Annotated in this window: 10 protein-coding genes; 6 read left to right on the top strand and 4 right to left on the bottom strand. The window is 47.3% G+C overall.

What is annotated here, in order from left to right:
* The first annotated feature begins 65 nt into the window (after window positions 1-65).
* Together dndD and dndE are read left to right on the top strand one after the other, a co-directional pair.
* Complete coding sequence (dndD, locus tag QT992_RS23850; RefSeq protein WP_333377863.1) at window positions 66-2063, top strand: DNA sulfur modification protein DndD; 1998 nt, start codon at window positions 66-68, stop codon at window positions 2061-2063.
* A 266-nt stretch (window positions 2064-2329) separates the two neighbouring features.
* Window positions 2330-2731 carry a DNA sulfur modification protein DndE gene (dndE, locus tag QT992_RS23855; protein ID WP_015179042.1) on the top strand — a complete coding sequence of 134 codons (402 nt, stop codon included), beginning with the start codon at window positions 2330-2332 and terminating at the stop codon, window positions 2729-2731.
* 180 nt (window positions 2732-2911) lie between these two features.
* Here dndE and thiD read toward each other — a convergent pair whose 3' ends face one another.
* On the bottom strand, window positions 2912-3721 hold the full coding sequence (thiD, locus tag QT992_RS23860) for a bifunctional hydroxymethylpyrimidine kinase/phosphomethylpyrimidine kinase (protein ID WP_333377866.1): 810 nt from the start codon (window positions 3719-3721) through the stop codon (window positions 2912-2914).
* 241 nt (window positions 3722-3962) lie between these two features.
* Here thiD and QT992_RS23865 point away from each other — a divergent pair, with 241 nt between their 5' ends.
* Window positions 3963-4742 (top strand): MBL fold metallo-hydrolase, encoded by a 780-nt coding sequence (locus QT992_RS23865; protein WP_333056123.1) that lies wholly within the window; start codon window positions 3963-3965, stop codon window positions 4740-4742.
* A gap of 165 nt (window positions 4743-4907) precedes the next feature.
* Here the strand turns inward: QT992_RS23865 and ftsZ are convergent, their stop codons facing one another.
* Window positions 4908-6182, bottom strand: coding sequence for a cell division protein FtsZ (ftsZ, locus tag QT992_RS23870; protein WP_333056121.1), 1275 nt, complete (start codon window positions 6180-6182; stop codon window positions 4908-4910).
* 336 nt (window positions 6183-6518) lie between these two features.
* On the bottom strand, window positions 6519-7421 hold the full coding sequence (locus QT992_RS23875; RefSeq protein ID WP_333337621.1) for an FtsQ-type POTRA domain-containing protein: 903 nt from the start codon (window positions 7419-7421) through the stop codon (window positions 6519-6521).
* Between the two features lie 337 nt (window positions 7422-7758).
* On the opposite strand from QT992_RS23875, the gene QT992_RS23880 reads away from it, so the two are divergent.
* From QT992_RS23880 to QT992_RS23890, 3 genes are all read left to right on the top strand, one after another.
* Complete coding sequence (locus tag QT992_RS23880) at window positions 7759-9090, top strand: P-loop NTPase fold protein (protein WP_333337624.1); 1332 nt, start codon at window positions 7759-7761, stop codon at window positions 9088-9090.
* Window positions 9091-9773: 683 nt separating this feature from the next.
* Window positions 9774-15245 (top strand): WD40 domain-containing protein, encoded by a 5472-nt coding sequence (locus QT992_RS23885; protein WP_333337627.1) that lies wholly within the window; start codon window positions 9774-9776, stop codon window positions 15243-15245.
* A 47-nt stretch (window positions 15246-15292) separates the two neighbouring features.
* Complete coding sequence (locus tag QT992_RS23890; protein WP_333337630.1) at window positions 15293-16006, top strand: pentapeptide repeat-containing protein; 714 nt, start codon at window positions 15293-15295, stop codon at window positions 16004-16006.
* A gap of 81 nt (window positions 16007-16087) precedes the next feature.
* Here QT992_RS23890 and QT992_RS23895 read toward each other — a convergent pair.
* The coding region (locus tag QT992_RS23895) for a DNA/RNA non-specific endonuclease (RefSeq protein WP_333377859.1) at window positions 16088-18865 on the bottom strand (2778 nt) is incomplete at its 5' end.

Consider the following 18865-nt stretch of genomic DNA (forward strand, 5'->3'; position numbering starts at 1 on the left):
ACCCCGGACTGTCGGATACACCGATCGCACCCACCAACTTTCATCCCATCTCAACAACATCTACAATGCAATTCCTCGAACTCGTCCTCAAAAACTTCGGCCCCTATGCAGGCACCCAAACCATCAATCTCCGCCCCGAAAAAGACGGAGATCCCTGCCCAGTCATTTTATTTGGCGGCATGAATGGCGGCGGCAAAACCACCCTCATGGACGCCATTCGCCTCGCCCTCTACGGTGGCAGAGCCCAATGTTCCACCAGAGGCAATTTAAGCTACAGCGACTTTCTCAATCAATGCGTCAACCGCCACACCCCCCCATTAGAAGATACCCGCGTCGAACTAACATTTGAACAAGTCCAAGATGACAAATTAGCTCAATTTAAAATAGTTAGATACTGGAAAAAATTAGATATCAAAGACAACCTAAGCATTCTCATTTACAGCGAGATTGTCAGCGATTGGTGGTCGGACAAAGCAATTACTAACACCTGGGACGAATACATCGAAACCCTTTTGCCCGTCGGAATATCCAACCTATTTCTGTTTGACGGCGAACAAGTAAAAGAACTCGCCGAACTCGAAACACCGCCAGATTTTGTCGTCGGGGCGATTAAATCTCTTTTAGGTTTAGAATTAGCAGAACGCCTCGCCGTCGATTTAGAAATATTAGCCGGCCGCAAGCGGAAAGAAATTGCTGGCAAAAAAGACTTGGCTGCTTTAGAGAAAATCGAACAAACTTTTAAGGAAATTACCGATGAAATAGACTTAGCTAAGCAAGAACAAGCTAGCTTTAAAAACGAATTAGATAAAGCTCAAAAAAATCAGAAACAAGCATCAGACAAATTTATTTATCAAGGCGGGAAAATTGCCGCCGATCGCAGTCAGCTAGACAGCAAGCTAAATGACTACCGAAATAAGGCCGAAAAAACCCGTCAAACCATGATGGAATTGGCATCAAATACGCTACCACTAGCCCTAATTTCGCCCTTGCTAAGCGAAGCAAAAACTCAAGCCGAAACAGAAGCCAGCCAGCAGCAAGCAAAGATTGCCCAAAATCTTATCAAACAAAGAAGCGATCGCCTTCTAAACTATATCGCGGAAATCTCGTTAAATCCCCAACAGTTAGATAAAATTCAAGACTTCATCCGCCAAGAAAACCAAGAACTCGAACAGCAAGCCGGAACAGATGCCCCGCCCTGGATGAACGCCGACAACAACAGCATCCAGCAACTAGAAAATCTCCTTAGCTACCAAATCAAAGCCCAGCAAATTCTAGCCCGCGACCAAATAGAAGAAATCAAAAACATCGAATCAGAAATCGACTTCACAGACAGAGAACTCGCAGCCGCAGCTTCCCCCGAAGCCTACGAAAAACTAGAAGAAGAAGTCAGGAAAGCCCAAAAAGCAGTCGCTATCGCATCCGCCGCCTTGGAATCAGCCAACCGCCGCGTCGATGAATTAGAGAGAGAATTAGCCAAAAACCAAAAAGAACTAGAAAACTACAGCAGCGAATTCATCACCATCAGAAACAGCCAACACGTCATCGCTTCGATCGCCAAAGCCCAAGCCACCCTGAAACTCTTTAAAGAAAAACTTACCCTCAAAAAACTCAACAAACTCGAAATAGAAATTACCGACTGTTTCCGCTACCTGTTGCACAAAACTGACCTCGTGCACAGAGTTGCGATCGACACTCAAACATTTAGCCTCTCCATTTACGATCCAGAAGGCAAACCGGTACCCAAACACCGACTTTCTGCCGGGGAAAAACAATTGCTGGCGATCGCCTTTTTGTGGGGATTGGCTAGAGTATCCGGGAGACAATTGCCAGTGGCGATCGACACACCCTTGGGCCGCCTCGACTCCTCCCACAGAAACAACCTAGTGGAACGCTATTTTCCCTCAGCCAGCCACCAAGTCATCCTGCTTTCTACCGACACGGAAATTAGAAAAGTAGAATACGAAAAACTCCAAGAATTAGAGGCGATCGCCCACAGCTACCTCCTCAAATACGACTCCGCCAAACACCAAACCACCGTCGAAACTGGTTACTTCTGGGACTAAAAATTCGCGCAAAAAAATAGCCGCAACCCCCTTGACTTTGCTGGGGAGTTGCGGTAGTATATATATCATAATGGGATGGTTGCGAAAATTTTATTTTTGCCACCATCCCATTATTAAGGATAAATCCTACTAAAATAAGAATACCAAAAAAAACCGATTTAATCAAGTCGCGCCGTGTAAAAAAATGTTAATTATTTCGGGTTATCTAGAGGCTTTGCTTCCCCAACATTAACACTGTTTACAATATACCAAAAAATCTCAAACTCATGGAACCACCAGTCGATCGCATCCGCCTCTCCCAAACAGGCAAAGACCAACTATCAAAACTGAAACGATCGACAAAAATCGATCAGTGGAATATTCTATGCAGGTGGGGATTTTGCCGATCGCTCGCCGAACCCAGCATCCCATCCCCAGTACCAATTCCCAGCGACAGCAACGTCGAATTAAGCTGGGATGTCTTCGGCGGCGACATGGCTGATATCCTGATAATGGCCCTCAAGCAGCGGTGTCACCAAGACAATTTAGGCACAGAAAAAGAAACTCTAGCGAAACAGTTTCGCCTGCACTTGCACCGAGGGATTGGTTATTTGGCCGGCGATCCGAATATTAAGAAAATTGAAGACTTGGTGGCGATCGCTCTTTCGCCTGAAAAATTAAGAAATTAACTGATTTTTGACTGTTGGCGGTTCACTCATGTTATTGGTTATATCAATTCCGGTTGGATCGGAATGATTTAACCGCAGAGTACGCAGAGAACACAGAGGAAGAGAAGAGAGAGAGGAATAATTTCGATGAATCGTGGATTTGATATTATTAGCAGACTCCAACAAGTAACAAATAACTTATTACTTCTGTAACAGGGGGAAAAAATGACCTACTGGGCCTTGGCCTTCCCCAATATCCAAAGCATATTTGAGAGCAGTAGTAACATAATTCTTAGCTAATGTCACCGCTGTAAACAAATCTTTCCCCAAAGCCAAATTAGCAGCGATCGCAGCACTCAAAGTACAACCAGTCCCGTGAGTATTCCCAGTATCAACATTCTCAGTCTTCAACACATCCAAGCGCGTACCATCAAACCAAACATCAATCCCCCGCAAATCTCCCGCCATCCCGCCGCCTTTCACCAAAACAGCTTTCGCACCCAAACGATAAATCTGCTGCGCCGCCGATCGCATATCGTCTAGAGAAACAATCTGCAAACCGCTCAAAATCTGAGCCTCAAACCGGTTGGGAGTCACGACAGCAGCCATTGGGATCAAAACATCGCGCAAAAATGCGATCGCCCCGTCATCAATCAATCGATCGCCCGATCGTGAAACCATCACCGGATCGACAACCAAATTCCCTATTCCCAAAGCTTTTACCTGTGAAGCCACCGCCACCATAATTTCCCGATTCAGCAGCATCCCAGTTTTCACAGCCTGCACCCCAATATCTCCAACCACCGCCTCAATTTGAGCCGCCACAGCCTCCGCAGACAAAGCATCAACTCGCATCACCCCCAAAGTATTTTGAGCCGTCACGCAAGTCAAAGCACTCGTACCGTGCACGCAGTGAAACGCAAAAGTCCGCAAATCCGCCTGAATTCCGGCCCCGCCGCCACTATCGGAACCAGCCACAGTCAAAGCCACAGGAATCCTCGATTTAATCATCTTCTTCCACCCCAGATAAACGCCAACTTGAACCAGACAAATCCCAATCATATCTGTGGCACGGGCGTCCCGCCTGTGCTTCCCCGTGGCACGGGCGTCCCGCCTGTGCTTCCCCGTGGCACGGGCATCCCCCCTGTGCTTCCGTGGCACGGGCGTCCCGCCTGTGCTTCCGAAGGGGTTAAAATTCCCAAACAAAATTAGCTATGATTAAACCAATTGTAAAGAATTATTGCAAACAACCGTGAAAATCACCCGAATCGACCTCAACTCTTGGATATTCCACATCGCCGGTCAAACCATCCTCGTAGATCCCTGGCTGGTCGATCCCCTCGTATTTTACGGTCAACCCTGGCTGTTCACCGCCTACCACAACACCCCCGTCGCCTTCACTCCCAGCAGCTTACCGCCGATCGACCTCATCCTAATTTCCCAAGGATTAGACGACCACTGTCACAAACAAACACTCCAACAACTCGATCGCACAATTCCCGCGATCGCCTCACCCACCGCCGCCAAAGTCCTCAGCAGTTTAGGCTACACTAATATCACATCTTTAGCAAATTGGCAAGAGTTAAATTTTAAAGAAAAGTTACAAATTACTGCCGTACCCGGAGCCGAAATCGGGCCCGGACAAGAAGAAAACGGCTATTTGCTCAAAGATTTAAGCAGCGGCGAGACACTTTATTACGAACCGCACCTGCCGCCATTAGACAAAGTTAAACAGAAAATAGACACAGTAGACGTAGCGATCGCCCCAGTCATCGGTCAAATCTTCCCATTCCTCGGACAAGTCATCATCGGGCCTTCGGAAGCCCTCAAGCTCGCCCAAACTCTCAAACCTCGGTTTTTTCTGCCTACAGCGACGGGAGACATCCGAGCCACAGGCATTTTACCAATGTTAGTGCGATCGATCGGCAGCATCCCCGAATTTCGCGATTTACTAGCAAAATCCGGCCTCTCCACCCAACTCCTCGAACCCGAACCAGGCCAAACCCTGGAAATTTTAGATTTTAGATTTTAGATTTTAGATTTTTTAGATTTTAGATTTTAGATGCTCGATATTTTCGATTTTTTAGATGGGAGATTGGAGATTCAATATTGCCAAATCCCCAATCGCCAAATCCCCAATCGCCAAATCCCCAATCGCCAAATCCCCAATCTAAAATCTAAAATCTAAAATCTAAAATCATCTTGGCGGACGACGGTTACGCAAAAACTCAGGAATATCCAATCCCAAATCCTGCGGCGGTTTCGCTTTCGGATCGGGCGTCTGTTGAGCAGGAGTCACCGGAACAGTTGCAGCCCGCCAAGGAGCATTAACATTTTGCGTGCGCCCCGGAGGCGGAGGCGACGCAACTTCCCCCGAAAAACCAGTAGCGATCACAGTAATCTTAATTTCGCCCTGAAGCCGCTCGTCAATCACCGCTCCAAAAATAATATTGGCATTCGGATCGACAACCTCGTAAATCGTCTCAGCCGCCGCATTCACCTCGTGCAGCGTCATGTCAGTACCGCCAGTGATGTTAAACACCACACCTCTAGCGCCCTCAATAGACGAAGCTTCCAGCAGAGGCGAAGAAATAGCCTGCATCGCCGCCTCCCTAGCCCGCGACTTGCCAGAACCCACGCCAATGCCCATCAAAGCCGAACCCGCATCCGCCATTACTGCCCGCACGTCAGCAAAGTCAACATTCACCAAACCGGGAATAGTAATAATGTCAGAAATACCCTGAACCCCTTGGCGCAGGATATCGTCAGCAACTCGAAAAGCCTCTTGTACCGGCATTTGTTCCGAAATCACAGACAGCAGCTTGTCGTTAGGAATTACAATCAGCGTATCCACCCGGGTTTGCAAAGCCGCGATTCCTTCCTCAGCTTGGCTGGTGCGCCGCCGTCCCTCAAACGTGAAAGGCCGCGTCACTATGCCCACAGTCAAGGCGCCCATTTCCTTAGCCACCTCAGCCACGATCGGAGCCGCGCCCGTGCCGGTACCGCCGCCCATGCCGGCCGTGATAAACACCAAATCCGCGTGATTCAGAGCATTAGCAACCTCGTCGCGAGATTCCTCCGCAGCCTTTTGACCGATCGCCGGATTGCCCCCCGCCCCCAAACCGCGCGTCAACTTCTGTCCGACTTGCAAGCGTTTCGGAGCATTTGAGAGAACCAGAGCTTGGGAATCTGTATTCACACACCAAAACTCGACACCAGAAACCTCGCTGGCAATCATCCGGTTAACGGCGTTGCCCCCACCGCCGCCGACGCCAATTACTTTGATTTTGGCAGCACTGCTGGGCATTATGTCTTTGGGATTGACCATAGGATCGATATCAATACTATCTACATTTACATAACCAGACTTGCGTCTAAAGGGATTGGCGGAATCTGCAGCCACCGGAAAATTTTTTACTTCTTCCGAAGGGGGACTGTCTTGGTCAGACCCCTGTCTATTATTAAGCTTCATTAGAGTCGGGGATGGTAGATTAGAGCTTGTTAACTAAACGCCAATTCACAATCAACTATAGGCTAAGTTGCGCGAAAAACTAACACAGATCGATGCTTAATGTTAGCAATCTCGGATTTGGCCGACCTCGCTAGCCCAGACCTCGCTTGACGCCATCCAGGTACTTGACCGGATTAAGGCAGTTGTAAGCTGCGTCAGAAGGAAAAAAAATGGATACTAGCCCCAGACGCGGATCGCTATCCAAAAACTGTGCTGATTGCAAGCCCTGCCTATAGATCCTGATGGGCAAAAATTCTGCCTATCGATCAATACCTTCTACCTTCTGTTGACAGAGAATCAATTCTGGGCGCGAGTGGGTGCGGGAGTTGAACTGTCCAAACTGCCGGGGAGTTGTGGCAAATGGACGATCGGCGAAGCAGGATTTTTCAAGTCAATGTAGGCTATGAGGCTTGAATCTATCTGTTTTGGCAATTGTCGCATTCGGTCTAAAACCTTAAGTTGCTCCGCAGTCTTGGAACTGTACGGCCCTAAGTGTACGGTACCGATCTCTGTTTTCAAGATCAAGTTGTTCGGGTTTTGCCAATTAATCTCAAACACTTTCACCGTCAAGCTGCTGAGTCCTTGGTAAAACTTCGGCCAATAGGCGCGATACTGTTCCAAAGGCCCGATGACTTTTAAAGTGGGCAAAGAACGCTGAGGCGGAGGTCCCGGAATGCTGCCGGGCCCGATCGAACTATTGTGCGATCGTACAGCAGTATAACTATCCGACGGCATCCAACCTCCGCGAGCGTCCAGCCACCCCACTTTTTCCTTGTCACTGTTCGATCTCAACACCGCCGTCGGCTGCGCCACCGCCACCGGCAGTCGTTCTGCCACTTCTACAGTCAAACTCGGCGGAAACAAGTTGCGAGTCACCTTAGCTTTGGCGATCGGCCCGGTTGACTCCAGCTTTTCGGCCAGCGCCTGCGGTTGAATCCCCCACAATGACTGCGGGTAAGACAGCGGCACCAAAGACCGCACCGCCTTGTCCGACAGCCACTGATTGCCCTCCACCTTCACTTGTTCCGATCGGGCAATCAACCAAGCCGGCTGCCCAATCCACCACAGCAAACCCCCAGCCATTGCGCTTGCTGCCAGCATTTGCCACACAACAGCCACCAATCGAGCGCGACGGAGCTGCCGCAACTTTTGGCGCCTGCGCCCTAACTCTGTTTGAGAAACCGCTCCAAAACTAGCCATCTACGTCTTGACAATATAGTAATTAAGGATTAGCACACATTCAAAACTGTTTAATCTCTGTCTCTTGAGCCCTGTTTTCCCCTACCATTTAACCAGATCCCCGCAAATTTACCCAGACTGCTGCCAATATCAGTAATATCACTGAGTCCGCTAAGTAATAAAAAATTATTAATTAATAATTGCCAATTCCAGCGCCGGGAAAACCCCTTACCAGAGCAAGGTTCTTTGGGTATTTAGGGCATTACCCCACAGGGCAAAAGGTTACAAATCAAACTAAACTCAAGTAAAGAAAGTTTAGACTTTCGATTAACTTTTTAACTTTTATTCGGCTTCAATTGTGATCGCACTCGAATTAGACAGATTCTATAAAGCCTGCAACCCCAGCAAGACCCTTGTTGCGGGAGACCCAGGGGATTATCAATACTACATTGATTTTGGTTCCGTGCGTGGCGGCAAAATCATTGAATCTTTACAGCGAACCATTACCCGCATCTCCCCCAACGAGCCAACCTGTCAGCTATTTACAGGACATATCGGCTGTGGCAAATCTACGGAATTGTTTCGACTGAAAGCTGAGCTAGAGCAAGAGGGTTTTTGCGTCGTTTACTTCGAGTCTTCCCAAGACTTAGACATGGGTGATGTAGACATCAGCGATATTTTGCTGAGCATTGCGCGCCAAGTCAGCGAAACTATGGAATCGGCTAAAATCAAACTCAGACCGAGCTATTTTACAAATCTGTTTGCAGAAGTGGCAGAATTTTTGCAGACTCCCATAGATTTGTCAGCGGAAGCCGAGTTATCTATAGGCATTGCTAGAGTGACTGCTAAAACTAAAGACTCTCCCAAACTGCGATCGCAACTCAGGCAATATCTCGAACCCCGCACCAACAGCATCTTGCAGTCGATCAACGAAGAACTCCTAAACAAAGCTAACGCCGAACTCAAGCAGCAAGGGAAAAAAGGGCTCGCAGTCATCGTTGACAACCTCGATCGCCTCGACGCCTCCCTCAAACCCAGCGGACGCACCCAGCCAGAATACCTGTTTTTAGACCGCGGCGAACAGTTGAAAAAACTCAATTGCCACGTCGTCTACACGATTCCCCTGACTTTGATTTTTTCCAACGACTTCGGCCGCCTCGCCAGTCGATTTGGAGTCAAACCCAAGGTGATGCCGATGGTACCAGTGCAAGTGCGATCGGGCGACGACCACATTGAAGGAATGGCACTGCTGCGCCAGCTAGTATTAGCTAGAGCTTTTCCGAAAGTTGCTCCCCATCAACGCCTTGATTTGATTTCCCAGGTGTTTGACTCTCCCGAAACTTTAGATCGGCTGTGTCGGATTAGTGGCGGTCACGTTCGCAATCTACTGATGCTTTTGTATAGCTGTTTGCAGCACGAAGACCCTCCCTTCTCTCGCGAATGCCTCGAAAGCGTCATTCAAGAATATCGCGATGACCTTTTGGGAGCCATCAATGACATGGAATGGGAATTGCTGTTTCAAGTCGTCAACCGACAAAGTGTAACCGGCGAAGAAGAGTCTCAAATCTTGTTGCGAAGTATGTTTGTCTTTGAATACCGCGATCAAGAAGGTCGTTGGTTTGGGATTAATCCAGCCCTAGCAGAAACCAGAAAATATAAGGAGTGGCTGCAGCGCAGTGAGCCAAAATAGTTGGGATTTTTGAGATGCCTTCGCGACTCTAAGAACCCTTAACCCCCAGAAACTTAGAAAGAATTTAACTGAAAATTCATCGCTCACCACTCCGAAATCTTACAATCCAATACAGAAATTAGTCAGCGGTTTTTCCCACTGGCTGATTTCTGTTGAATGCTGGCTATAGGCGGTGAATATTATTGTCGTGTAAAACTTTGCCGCCACTAAGGACTTTCCCCACTTTCAACTCTCATATCTGCAATGTCAGACCCCCTATGTCTGTTTTTACCTGTTGCTCTTAATTTCACATAATCCCATCCCGGACGACAATTGTTTTGGCTGTTGTGTTAAATGCCTGCTACAGATATATCGGAGTTGTTTACTAATAGCTAGTCGTCGCTATGAGGATAAACTTAGCGGTTGGCTATTTACGATCTGTAGTCCTTTATATATAGCTGAATCAAAAATTCTCAGGTGACATTAAATTTTTATTGGGAAGTCTAGCATTCTCTGAGATTGAGAGGTATGATATCTTTACATTGGATCTAATAAATATGTAAGTATTGATAGGACGAGTACGGAAAACTACGTATTTATACAGAGATAAAGCGTGAGACAGAGACGGCGATGTCTAAGTAGATACGCTTTCAGTCACGATTGGCGAGCGTTAGGTAATTGATTAATGCAAAAGAGGTGCACGCATGACCGATCTAATTAAGGTACAAGAAACTGCCAACTACAACGAGCGATCGCTCAAAACTCTGGTCAGGTCAATCACAATGTCTCAACACCAATTCTCGCTAATTTTGGTGCGCTGCAACTACGAGCAGTTGCGGCAGCGCTGGGCGCAGCGGCTGCGAGAAGTGTCCCCAGTTCCAATTCAAGATATCGTCCTGCCACCTTCAGTCAAAACCCTTTACACTACCCTGCAGGCAAGCACTTTTCACGAGGGGTACTCGCCTGTGGGTGCCGCCTCGGCTTTGATGGTATTCGGTTTAGAAACAGTAGTAGCGATCGACGAACTGATGGCTTCTACCAATCAAGTGCGAGACGAATTTCGCAAAAATTTTTCCTGCCCAGTGATTTTGTGGGTAACAGATGACATCGTGACCAAAATGATTCGTCTGGCCCCGGATTTCAAAAGTTGGGCCGCCGCCACAATTAAATTTGAAATGGGCGTTGAGGAATTAATTAATTTCCTCGCTAGGCGGGCCGATACTATATTTAAAATAGGCGAACTCAATCCAGAACTCGCCAGCAGCAACGTCAGCACCATCGGTAATTGTGAGACCTGCGAAACCCCGTCCGAAAAACGCGGTCTGGATCGCGAAATCATCCCCGGAGAACGCTTTCTAACTTTTAACTCAGGGCCCCAAAACCGAGGACAATCAGATGTCCACTCGTATTCGCCCTTGAGTCCTGGCAATACCTTCGATTTGGCGATCGGCTCTTTGCCACGCCGAGAACTAGAATTAGCTTTAAGAGATTTACAAAATCGCGGTGAAGAATTAGAACCCGCCCTCAAAGCCAGCCTGCAATTCGTTCTCGGTCGAGATTACTATGTCAGCGACCAAACCGAAACTGCCTTAATTCACTACCAAGAAAGTTTAGCATTTTGGCAGCAGAAAACGGGCAACTGGGAACTGGCAAACTTGGAACATTCAGGAAACCCAGAAACCTTCCCCTCCTTGTCGAATCCTGTCCCGCCAATTTTATTTTTAGAGAGAGAAGGCATCGTGCTGTTTCACATAGCCCTGTGTCACCGCTTGCAAGCAGCCAGAAACCCGGTAGCCAACCGCCAGCACTGGGAACAAGCTTGGATTAGCCTGGAACAATCTAGAAACGCTTTCTCCCTTGCCTCACGCCTCGAATTGGTAGCTGAGGTGACAGCACACCTCGGAGAAGTGCTGCAGCGCCTGAAAGCTTGGGGAGAGTTGCAAGCATTAGCTGAAAATTCTTTGCAGTTGCACTTCACTTACGGTACTCCCAGCCAACTAGCTCAAGATTACGGCTTTTTGGCTGAAGTTGCCCTGCAAGAGTCGAGGTGGAGTCAAGCCCGCCAGCTAGCCGAGTTGGCTTTGGCGATTTTGGATCAAACGCCTCATGATTTGAGATTGCTGATTGAAGATTTGAGATTGGGGTTTGAGGGAAATTATCCAGAATTTGTGGGCCCTAACGAGCCCTGTAACGAACCCAAATCTAAAATCCAACATCCCAAATCCGACAGGAGTTCGTATCTTTTACTTTTAGCCCGAAGTTTGCGGCAGCTAGGCCAGTGGGAAGCGGCGGTTCATTCTTTGGAGTTGGCTCAATCTCAAAGCGAGCCGAAGTACGACCCCCGACTTTACATCGATATTTTGACGGAATTGCAAGCGGTTTATTTCGAGCAGGGAGAGTATCTTAAAGCGTTTCGGATTAAAAAAACCCAGCGTTCGATCGAATATCAATACGGATTTAGAGCTTTTATCGGCGCCAGCCAATTGCAGCAGCAGCGCCAAGCAGTCAATCCTTCAGGCCCCTCAGCTCAAAACCAAGCTGCCATCGCAGCCTCCATGACAGCTTACTCGCGCCAAACAGATATCAATAGCTTGCTAGAAAGAATTAGCAGGGACGACCATAAATTAACTATTATTCATGGGCCCAGCGGAGTCGGGAAAAGTTCTCTAGTCAATGCCGGCTTAGTACCAGCTTTGAAAAATATTACTCCGGGCGCGCGGGATACATTGCCTGTAGTAGTCAAAGTTTACACCGACTGGCTGGTGGAGTTAGAAAATGCTTTGAACAGCGCACTGTACGACAAACAAGCCGAAGAGGAAAGTAAATTAATCTCGAAAGGACTACAGGAAATCCACAAAAAAAGTTGCTCGCTTATTCCTGCTCGCAGCTCGGAAGTCTCTTCTTTTATTATAGAGCAGTTGCGCGAAAATGCCACTAATAATTTGTTAACTGTGCTGATTTTCGATCAATTTGAAGAGTTTTTCTTTGTTTCGACTTCAGTGGCACAAAGACAACTTTTTTATAATTTTCTGCGCTTATTTTTGAATTTGCCTTATGTCAAGATAATTCTGTGCTTGCGCGAAGATTATTTGCACTACTTACTAGATTGCGATCGTTTCCCTAATCTTGACGCTATTAACAATAATATTCTCGACAAAAGTATCCGCTACCAACTGCGGAGTTTTTCTATCAAAGACGCGCGGGCTGTCATCGGACACTTAACAGAACGGGCGGAATTTTATTTAGAGCCGGCACTGATCGATGCCTTCGTAGAAGATTTAGCAGACGAACTGCAAGAAGTGCGACCGATCGAATTGCAGGTAGTAGGAGCGCAACTGCAAGAAGAAGGTATTACCAGTCTAGCACAATACCAGCAATTGGGGGACAATCCCAAAGCGGAATTAGTGAAGCGATCGCTCGAAAGAGTCATCTCTGACTGTGGCCTGGTTAACGAAGACGCAGCTTGGAAAATATTGTTTTCCCTGACAGATGAAAGAGGCGTAAGACTGATAAAAACCAAACACGAACTCTCGTTAGTTACAGGCTCGCAGCCAGCCGAGGCCCGCGAAACCGAATTATCGGCGATCGGCAGAAATCGAATTTCCCTACCGCGACAGTTCGCTGCATACCCTGAAAGCCGACAAAAGAAAACCGACAACCTCGACTTAATTTTAGACATTTTAGTTGGTCACGGTTTGCTATTTCTGCTACGGGAAGCGCCCGAAGACCGCTATCAATTGGTACACGACTATTTAGTGCGACCGATCCGCCAAAGATTCGGCTTAGAAGCCAGACTGCACAAAGCAGAAGCAGACAAAAAAATGAGTCAAGCACAGCTCTACCGAGCCAATACTTTTCTCAAACAACTGCTGGGAGTAGCAGTGATCGGCGTCCTGCTGCTCACCAGTTCCACCATCGCCGCCGTAAATTTTTGGTGGCGGGCTGTGGGTCAAAAACAGCTAGCTGTCGCTCAAACTCAGCGAGCCGAAATCAGTACCCTGACGGCAGCTTCTGAAGCACTTTATTTCTCAAACAACAAATTTGACGCCATGATGGAAAGTTTGAGAGCGGGTAAAAAGTGGAAACAGATCGAACACTCCCAACAAATGTATACTCTTAAAGACACCGAAATTCTGATTTCTGCTGCCCTCCAGCAGGCAGTTTATGGAGTCAAAGAACGCAACCGCTTGGAAGGACACGGCGATGTAGTTTGGGGTCTTAGCTTCAGTCCAGACGGCGAAACAATAGCTTCTTCCAGTGTAGATAAAACCGTCAAACTTTGGCGGCGCGACGGCAGTTTGCTGGCAACTTTAAAAGACCACACTAACAGTGTCTCCTGTGTGGCGTTCAGTCCCGACAACAAAACCATAGCCTCGGCAAGTTTAGATAAAACTGTCAAAATTTGGCACACAGACGGCAGTTTGCTGGCTACTTTCAAAGGGCATACTAATAGCGTTACCAGCGTTGCTTTTAGTTCTGACGGTCAAACGATCGCCACTGGCTCTACTGATAAAACTATCAAACTTTGGAAAACCGACGGCACGCTGCTGCGAACGATCGAACAATTTGCTCCCGTAAATTGGCTAAGCTTCAGCCGCGACGGCAAAATAATCGCTGTGGCGAGCGATGACGGTAGTGTGAAACTGTGGAGTTCGGACGGCAGGTTAATCGCTAATTTATGGCACAGCGAAAACAGACAACCCTCGAAAATTTACACCGTCAGTTTCTCCCCCGATGGTGAAACGATCGCCAGTGCGGGTGAAGATAAAACGGTGAAAATCTGGAGCATCGCTGCACTCAAACACCCAGCAACAGAAAATTCAACACCAGCAAAAAAAGGTGAACTGCTAGCAACTTTGCGGGGACACAGCAAGTGGGTATTTGGTGTCAGTTACTCCCCCGACGGTCAAACACTTGCTTCTGGAAGTGCAGACGGGACTGTCAAACTCTGGAGTCTTGCTGGTGTTGGCGACAAACGCCCAACGGATGCTAGCAACATTAAACCAGAGAGTCGCTTACTGAGAACTTTTGAGGGACACGCCGATCGAGTTACTCAGGTGAGTTTTAGCCCGGAAGGCAAAACCTTGGCTTCGGCAAGTTTTGACAAAACTATCAGGCTGTGGCGACTCGATGACGTGCCGCTCAAAACCCTCGACGGACACCAAAACCGGGTGCAAGGCGTTACTTTCAGCCCCGACGGCCAAAGGCTGGCTTCTGCTTCTACGGACAACACTATCAAACTCTGGAGCCGCACGGGGGTTTTGCTGGAAACCTTGGAAGGACACACTCAGAGAGTCGCCAGCGTCAGTTTCAGCCCCGACGGCCAGCTACTTGCTTCTGGGAGTTACGACAAAACGGTGAAAGTCTGGAGTTTGACAGAAGATGGCATGAATAATATTCTCCCTTGTCCTTCGGCTCCGCTATTCCCGTGTTCGCCTTCTGTGCTGTTGACTCTCGACGACCACGCCGACAGCGTGATGAGCGTGAGTTTTAGCCCCGACGGCGAGGTTCTGGCAACGGCTAGCAAGGATAAGACTGTGAAACTCTGGACTAGAAACGGCAGGCTGATTAAGACTTTGACGGGACACACAGGCTGGGTGACTGGGGTGACTTTCAGTCCCGACGGCTCGATGCTGGCTTCTGCAAGCGATGATGGTACTCTCAAACTCTGGAATCGGGACGGTCGTTTGCTAAGAACTTTTGAAGGAGCTCACAACAGTTTTGTGTTGGGGGTTGCTTTTAGCCCTGATGGCAAAATGCTGGCTTCGGCTGGTTACGACAATTCGGTGAAATTGTGGAAGGTGGATGGGACTTTGGTGGCGACGCTGCTGAAGGGTTCTAGCGACAGCGTGACTAGCGTGGGTTTTAGCCCGGATGGTTTGTTGGTTGCTTCGGGTAGTTACGATCATAAGGTGAAGCTGTGGAGTCGCAGCGGGACTTTGCTGAAAACTTTGACGGGTCACAAGGATAGTGTGATGAGTGTGAGTTTTAGCCCTGATGGGAAGGTTCTGGCTTCTGCGGGCCGGGATAATCGGGTGATTTTGTGGAATTTGGATCTTGACGATTTGCTGGTGAGGGGCTGTGACTGGGTGGGAGATTATCTGAGGACTAATCCTAATGTGAGCGCTCGCGATCGGCGTTTATGCGACGGGGTAGCGTCTAAATCTCAGTTTTAGTCATTTGATTGTTGGGGGTTGGCTGTTACAAATCAAGGGAAAAAGTTATGAATGCAGAAGAACTACTCAGACGGTACGCGGCTGGAGAAAGAGACTTCGCAGGCTTTAATCTAAGTGGAATTCTTTTGGGTAGACGTTACGCTGATGAGTTAATCAAACGATATCAAACTGAAGAAAACACCAGAATTGGAGGAGTCAACCTGCGCGGCATAAACCTGAGCGGCGCTAATCTGGAAGGGGCTAACCTAGAAGCCGTTGATTTTATGGGAGCTAATTTGAGTGGAGCCAACTTGGCCGGAGCTATATTGCAGGTGGCGAGGCTCAATGAAGCTAACCTGAGCGGAGCTAACATGAGAGAAGTTATCCTGAGCTCGGCTCGACTGCATCAAACTAACTTGAGTGGGGCTATTTTGGAAAGAGCAGTTTCGTATGATGCGGAATTCATAGGGACGATTCTGAAACAAGCAAAGCTCAGGGGGGCTGGTTTAGAGACTTCTAGCTTTATTGACGTTGATTTTACCAGTGCTGACTTAAGAGAGGTAGGTATAGGACCAGCTACCATCAAGCAATGCAACTTTACCAAAGCCAATTGGAATCGAGGGTGTATTCAACGATGTACGTTTATCGATTGCAATTTTACCAAGGCTAGCTTTAGCAAAGGTGGGGCGATAGAATCGAGCTTTATTCGATGTAATTTTACGGAGGCTAAATTGGAGAAAGTAAAAATTTTTGATGCCTATACGACAGGTTCTGTTTTTTAGATAGATAGAGTGATAGAGGGTCAATAAATGTTAGATTTGACCCTCTGACCGACTTGGGGAATAAATCTCTCAACCATTCCTTTATGGCAATCGCTCAAAGATTGTATTTTTAATCCGTTCTTTTCCTACAGACTCTGGCAGGTTAGACAAGAACTGGTATTGGGGAGATATATCTGGCAAATCTCCATTGAGCAAGTCTTCCAAGTTTTGGATCGTTTGTTTTTGATACCCAATTCTTTCGTCATTACCCAAATAGATACCATAGTGAGCATACTGAGGGAGTTCGGTGTTTTTGTCTTTGGTCATAACTACTTTCCACAGACCGACTGGGAATTGGATGAGGGGATCTAAGTTTGAATTCTGCGAGATCCCCGTATAGGGACGCTGGCTGGGATTGTCGTAGTATCCATATCCCCCGGCAAACATATAGGTTTCCAGACCGCTTGAGTCAGGCGAATTAATTACACTTCTGATTTGGCCCTCAATAGTCTCCCAAATTCCCCGATTGTTACTGCTCTGTTGAGGAAGTAAGTTCGTCGTTAAGAAAGTGGCATAAAGATCCTTAGCTGTCCTGCTTCTATCAGCAGCCGGAGCCAGGTGACCCCGATCTATTCCGAGGATAGGAATGTAGTTCCCATTTTCCTTAATTTCAAAATCTACGTACCCATCGGCATACCGATCGCCTTTTCGGTTGTCTACTACTTGCCCGTCTTTATCTTTGAGAGAAAGCGCATCGTAGTCACTATCTTTAACCGAATACCAGCCAGTTTTGGCTAATTCCGGGTCTTGGGCAAAGCCGAAAAACTGCGGTCTTTTAACAGTCCCCAACCAAGTTTTATCTAACTTCCAACCAACCCAATTAACGGTGTTTTTGCTGCGGTTATAAGAAAGGGTGTATTGAGGCTTTTCAATCAAAAAGTTATTTTCAAACTGAAGATCGTTTCTGGCTTCAGTAGGATTCCCCCACTTGAGAACTTCACTCTTGAAGAATGCGTTGTCTATATACACAGGCTCCGCACCTTGCAATTCAAACGTGAGTTTGGCAACTTTACCTCTCAGGCTGGGAGGTACATCAATATGGAAAGTTTCAAAGCCAGATGAGCCGTAACCAATGGTATCTTTATCATAGCCATAGTCGGCAGGTATACTAACGTCATAAGGTTGGCGAGTCTCATCAGCAGCATTCCGCACAGTCAAGCTAGTGCGGGTAGCTTTCTCCTTTTGGGGGTTAGCAGATTTTAAAGAAATTTCTCCAATTTTTACATTTTCCAGCGAACCTACTTCCTCCAGATACACCTTGAGTCTTCCACCTTTGTTCAAAGATGACTCTGGTACATGAAGATCTAAACGTAACACTCCCCAATCCGGTACGACAAAGGAATTGTGCGTGATGCTTTCACCTGAATTTAGCTTCAAAGCATAGTTAGGTTGACCCGAATTGGACCCTACTACAGGGTCAGATAAACTGCTAATGCTGTTCCGATTCACCAAAGATTTTTGCAACACGGACTCATCGTCGCCATTGTACAAAGACCAACCCGGAATGGGTTGCGAATCTAGTTTAGCCGCTACAGCATCAAAATTCCCATTAAACAAAGTAGGAACTGCATAGTCCCCCCGCATCCGAGTTCCGAAGGGCTTAGTGATATCTGTGTAGGTATTATCTTCGTAAACCGAAACCCGATTATTCTTCAAATAATCCTCAAAGTTACCCAACTCATTTTTCTTCTTCTTCCCACCATCAAAATAAGGTCGTAATTGAGAACCTCCCCCTAAAACTGAGTCGAACCAACCCGTACCAATTCCTTCCCAAGGTGCTTTCTCATTGCCCTGAGTAAAACTAGCATTAGTATGGTCAGGAGTATACCAAGTTTTAGTAGGATCAGTAATATTATTTTCAGCCAAATCGCCCAAGCGACGGTAAATTGTTTCGCCATTCTCCGATGGAAGCCGACTTTCATTGAGATTAGCAGTTCCCGCATACCAAGCCAAAGCATCCCGATGGGAAGCACCTTCCCCGTCATCCGGCGTAAATCCAGCCAGATTATTGAGTGAAACATTCCAATCCGATTTCCAGTTCGTTCCAGAAAGTTCCCGCCCGTTAATTGTATTCCCACTACCCTTTGTTTGGTAGTAATTGTCAGCATAAGTGACATTATTCCACACCTTAATTTCTGGATCGAGAATGTTAAGGTAAGTCCCATCAAAAGAATTAGCATCGTAATCGTAAGGGTCAATTGTTGTCATCTGAAGGTCGCGATTTGCTCGACTCGTACCGCCAGCATCAGGTAAAAACGTACCCAAACGCTGGACAATTTCACTATTAACAACAGCCCCCTGACCGAAACCAACAAAATGTAGCGGCGAGTTGAAAACAGCTCCTTGATTGCGGATTAACTTGCCCGTACTATCATAAAGTTTACCCTCCTTTCCGATAGAACCGCCCTTCTCCAAATCGAGTTGTACCATTGAGGCAAATAAAACATCTGCGGCTGCCTCAGCAAAACCCGAATTGTAAAGTTTGTGAGGTTGAATTTCATCCACCCAATTAGCTAGCAGCACTAATGGCTTGCCATATTGAGGAGACGGAACGGCGTTACTAAATATCCAATCGTTTCCTTCGGGGGCAACTGACTGCCACTTCCCAGTTGCAGAGTTATATTTCTGAACGGCACCTCCTTCTTGAAAAATGTGTTTAGCAACGGCATTAATTTGCCCATCAATCAACTCGCTGTGTTCCGGTTCGCCAGGCTCCAAGCCGCGAGTTAAAACAGTGACACTGCTGAAAGTATTGCTATTATTTACCGTGGGCAGAAGAGTTTTAAACTCACCTGTTACGGGTTGACCTTTACCTAGCTG

This window comes from Microcoleus sp. T3_D1 (genome assembly GCF_036700405.1).
Taxonomy (GTDB): domain Bacteria; phylum Cyanobacteriota; class Cyanobacteriia; order Cyanobacteriales; family Microcoleaceae; genus Microcoleus.